General features: G+C 69.2%; 2 protein-coding genes. One reads left to right on the top strand and one right to left on the bottom strand.

Going from position 1 to position 4,699, the window contains the following annotated elements; translation table 11 throughout:
* Positions 1-363 (top strand): MarR family winged helix-turn-helix transcriptional regulator (locus tag ACOJSN_RS15255; RefSeq protein ID WP_420113346.1); only part of this gene is annotated, 363 nt, incomplete at its 5' end.
* 86 nt (positions 364-449) lie between these two features.
* Here the strand turns inward: ACOJSN_RS15255 and ACOJSN_RS15250 are convergent.
* A partial coding sequence (locus tag ACOJSN_RS15250) for a DUF5979 domain-containing protein (protein WP_420113345.1) occupies positions 450-4,699 on the bottom strand: 4,250 nt, incomplete at its 5' end.

Genomic DNA, 4,699 nt, shown 5'->3' with positions numbered 1-4,699 from the left:
ATGGAGTCGGTCGGGTTCCCGCACGACGACATGGGGATGTTCCTGGTCGTCAACCAGCTCACCTACAACGGGGCGATGCGGCCTGCCGAGCTCGTGCAGGTGCTCGGCGCGACTCCCACGAACATGAGCAAGATCGTGGGCCGGCTGGTCGAGGCCGGACTGGTGGTGCGTGTGGCAGCGCCCGACGACGATCGTGGCGTTCTCGTTGCTCTCACCACCGCAGGCCGCAAGATCGGCGAGCGCATCGCCGCGCGTGGTGCGGAGAACTTCGCCCACACGCTCGCGGACTGGCCGGAGCAGGATGTCGCGACCCTGAAGCGCCTGCTCGCACGCCTTGCGCAGGCCACGACCGGTGGGCGCTAGTCGATCCCTGCACCGCCGCGTTGGGGGGGCTAGTCGGCGTGGGCCTCGGCAAGGAGCACCGGAGGTACATCGGCTCGGCTGCGGCCTCAGGAGATTCGCGACCGCCGCACGATCAGCGCGATGGCACCGGCCAACAGCAGCAACGCCGCAAGCGCCGCCCCGAGTCCGACGTCCAGGCCCAACGCCGGGATCTCCGGGTCCGGGGTCGGCTCGGCCGAGGGGTCCGGGGTGGGCTCGACCGACGGGTCCGGCGTGGGCCCGGTCGTGGGCGGCACGATCTCGAAGGTGTTGACGGCCACGACCTCGACAGGCGAGGTTCCCGGGCTCACGGTCGCAACGCCGTCGCCCTGATCCGTGACGCCCGGACCGCTGAAGGCGGTGGCGAGTGCATCACCCGCATCGGTCTCGGTGACCGTGCAGGTCGCCCCGATCGGAATCTGGTTCTCCGGCACGGTGAACGTCTCGTCGACGGCGATGCTGAAGGCGAGCGAGGTGGCGCCGTCGTCGTCGAGCACCACGGGTGAACCCAAGATCGACTCACAGGTCAATGAGAAGGCGAAGGTGCCCGAGCCAGGTCCGCCGTCGGGGTCGACGCGCTTGGTGACCGACAGCCCGGTGGCGTCGTAGACGTTGGTCAGCGTGACGAGCTGCGCCTGCGGCACGACCTCGCTCTCGGTCGCACCGAGCTCGACCACGACAGTGCTCGGCAACCCCTCGCGGGAGCTCTCGCCGTAGCTGCCGAGCTCGCCCGCTTCGGTGACCTCACACTCGGCACCGACGGGGATGCCGTCGATGCGATGGGTGAAGTCATTCGCGGCCGAGAGCTCCACGGCGTCGTGTGCGCCCATGTCGATCTCGACACCTGCGATCGTGCAGGTGACGTTCACGGTGAAGGTGTCGGCGGCGTACTGCGTGAGCGGGCCCGTGACCTCCTTGGAGATCTCGATGGGGCCGTAGAGAAGGTGCACGCCCACGACGGCGGGCGCGATCTTGCGGTAGTCCGTGTCACCGGCCGAGCGGTACTTGACGCCGAACTGGTTCCACGCGAACTGGTCGTCAGCGGGCACCGAGACGTCCGCGCCGGAGGGGTACTCGGAGGTGGCGGGCACGTTGAGGGTGCTGGCCGTGACCTCCACGTGCTGGCCGGGCACCAGTGCACCTGCAGTCGACGTGGTGAAGTCGAACGTGGCGCGCACGCCGGTCACCGAGTCCCAGTCGATGACCGCTCCGGGCTCGACCAGGATCCACGTCTCGCCGTTCTGCTCGCACACGGGTGCGGTCTGGACCGTGGACCAGGTGCCCACACAGGCACCCTCGCTCACGGTCACCTCCGTGGTGATCGTGGTGCCCTCGGGGGCCACGACGCCGAGCGATCCCTCGAAGAGCACCGGTGAGTACTCCGACCCGCGTGGCAAGCCGTCGACCAGTCGCTGGTCGCCCAGGATGGGGAGCTGGTCGAAGATGGTCAGCTCGTCGATGTTGGTGGTGCCGGCGTTGGCGACGTAGAGCAGCCAGTCATCCACACCCCCGATCACGCTGTTCGCTGCACACGGCGACCGGTAGAAGGTGCCGTTCTGCTCCGTGGTCACGGTGCGGCACTCCACCTCCGGGTTGCTGGGATTGATCGCGCCGTCGAGCTCACCTCGCACCGCCTTCACCGTGAAGAGGTTCGGACCAGGCGTGGGCTCCACGTAGTCGGTGGTGCCGCAGGTGGCGGGGTCCTGCTCCCAGTCGTCGGTAACGATGCCGCCGTCGACGATGTTGCTGCAGGATTCCAGTTCCTCCACCGTGGTGACCACGAGCGTGTTGGTCACCTGCACGTTGGCGGCCACCGGCTGCAGCTCAAGGTAGACGATGATCTCGACGAGTTCGCCCGGCTGCATGACGTTCTCACCATCGGGCCAGGTGAAGATCAGCTCTTGGCCCTCCTGCGTGATCGTCACGTTGTCCGAGACCGTGCCGGCAGGATCGGTGGTGACCTCGGTCGCCGGATCCGTCAGGTACAGCAGCTCCGGTGGCAGCAGATCGCGCACCTCGGTCAGCGTGAGGTAGCCGGTCCCGACGTTCTGGAGCTGCAGCCGGAACGGCACGGCGGCGCCCGGCGACACGAAGTGCGTGCCGTTGTTCGCGAGCTTGTTGACCGCGAGCTCCTGCGTGCCGGCGCTCAGTGTGATGGTGGCATCCGCCGTCGCCTCCTCGGAGGAAGCGAGCGCACCGTTGCTCTGGGTGGTGACCGTGTTGTCGATGCTGCCTTCCATCGGCACCGGGCCGGAGCCGTCGCGGTAGCTCTCGCGCAATTCGACGGTCAGCTCGACCGCTGCTGTCCACGCCGGGGCCGGCAGCGTGTCCGAGAAGAGGCCGCCGTCAGCGGCCGAGAACGTCACGCGGATGCCCTGCACGTCGGGGTAGGAGGCGGCCGCGACCGGCAGCGAGGGTGCCGCGAGATCCGACGGCGACCCGCTCACCCAGGCCGGCGCACCGCCGTCGAACGCACCGTACAGGTCCACCTGCACCCGATCGGCGCCAGCGGGGGCCGTGATCTCGCCAAGGCCGGTGAAGTTGAAGACGTTCCAGAACTCGGGCGAAGCGCTCTGATCCTCGAGCGTGACCGTGATCGGCGAGAGGGTGCTGGTGCCCGAGTCGGCGCCCAGCGTCACCGTGACCGGCGCATCGCGCATGGGCTCGATGAGCTCGCTGGGGTCCACGTCCTTGGAGGCGCCCACATCGATCGTGCCACCCGAGAGCGTGATCGTGTCGGTGGCGCTGTCGATCGCCTGGGCGTCAGGTTCGGCCGTGACCGGGTCGTAGGACTGCCCGAACACCACGTTCGTGACGTCAACTGTGTCGTTGGGGTCGAGCGCCTGGTCGGCACCGGTGCTGCGGATCGTGGCGCGCACGCGCGTCTCGATCGTGATCGTGAGGCCGTTGGCCGCCGTGATGGTGCCGCCCGTGGTCGCTGGGTCGGTTCCCTGGAAGGCCACCGAGAGGCCGACGACGTCGCTCAGGTCGATCGCGCCGGCGTTCAGTTGGTCGGCGGTCACCGCCTCGGAGGCGAAAGCGCCGCCTGAGTACCGCAGCAGCCAGACCGTGCTCGCCGCCAGGTCGACCTCAGCCGGGATGCTCGCCGCGACCGTGACGGACTCGATGTCGAACCGATCGAACGGGTTCGGGGAACCCTGGAAGTCGCTCCAGCTGGTGACGCCGGCGAAGGGGTCGCTGGTGGCGCCGGCGGCGGTGTTCGGCGTCGCGCACTCGCTGAGCGCGCTGTCGCCGCACGGCGCCGGGTCGGTCAGCCGCACGTACGAGGCTCGCGCGGTGGAGTCGTTGGACCCGGCGATGACGAACGTCGCGGCCGGGTAGGCGTCAATGGGCGAGTCCGCCGGGGGAACCAGGACCTCCTCCGGCGTCACGCTCTTGTCGACCGAGATCGACGGCGGCTGGTCGAGGATGACGATCGTCGCGCCGTCGGTGTCGGTCTGGGTCTGCCCGCCCGACGTCACGGCGTCGAGGCGAACGGTGTTGTTCACGACCCCGGCGTCGGCGGTGTTGTACAGCTCGTCGGCCGTGACGAACGCATCGCCGATGCGCACGATGTCGCGGATCCGCCACGTGAGGTCGAAGGTGCGCGGGGCGCTGCTGGCGCCGACGCCGCTGCCCGGTGCCGGTGCGAACGGGTCGAACGCGTCACCCGGCTGCGTTGCCGCCTCCCGGGCGGCGGTGTTCTCCTCGAGCACGAGGCGCACCCCGATGGTGGAGGCCTGCTGGGGCCCGCTGAGCTGGTAGCCCACGAAGGCGCCGTTGGCGAGCCACCCGCCCAGTGGCTCGGTCACGGTGACCCAGGCATCGCCGTCGTACAACTGGAGCGCCGTGATGGTGTCGTACCGCAACCACCACCCGTTGCTGAACGGCTCGCTGCTGGCCGTGATGGGGTCGACGGCCACCAGGTCGAACGCCTGGAACACCGTGTCCTCGGGGTTGCTCGCATCCTCCGCTTCGGCGGGGTCGGTGATCGTGACGCTCTCGAAGCCCTCAGCGACGCTCCACGACAGGGTGGTGGACCGCTCCTGGCTGGACTGTGAGTCGACGAACGGCTCGTTCCACTCCTTCGCGATGTCGGTCGGGCCGGTGCCGGAGTCGATGATCACCGATGCCTCGCCGGTGTCCTCGTCCGTGCCCGACAGCTGCTGACCGCCCGGCGTCAGGCCGGTGCCTTCGGTGGTCGCCGTGTTCGTGTAGGTCACCGGGTCGCCATCGACCGGCGCCGGCGGACCTGAACCGTCACGCAGTTCATCGCGCGCCGTCGACGTGAGGTTCGGCTGCACGGTGGTGCCGGCGG

This window comes from Pseudactinotalea sp., assembly GCF_048594945.1.
In the GTDB taxonomy this organism is placed as follows: domain Bacteria; phylum Actinomycetota; class Actinomycetes; order Actinomycetales; family Beutenbergiaceae; genus Pseudactinotalea.
Note: the sequence above shows the minus strand (reverse complement) of the source record. Positions and strands in the feature narration are given on the sequence as shown.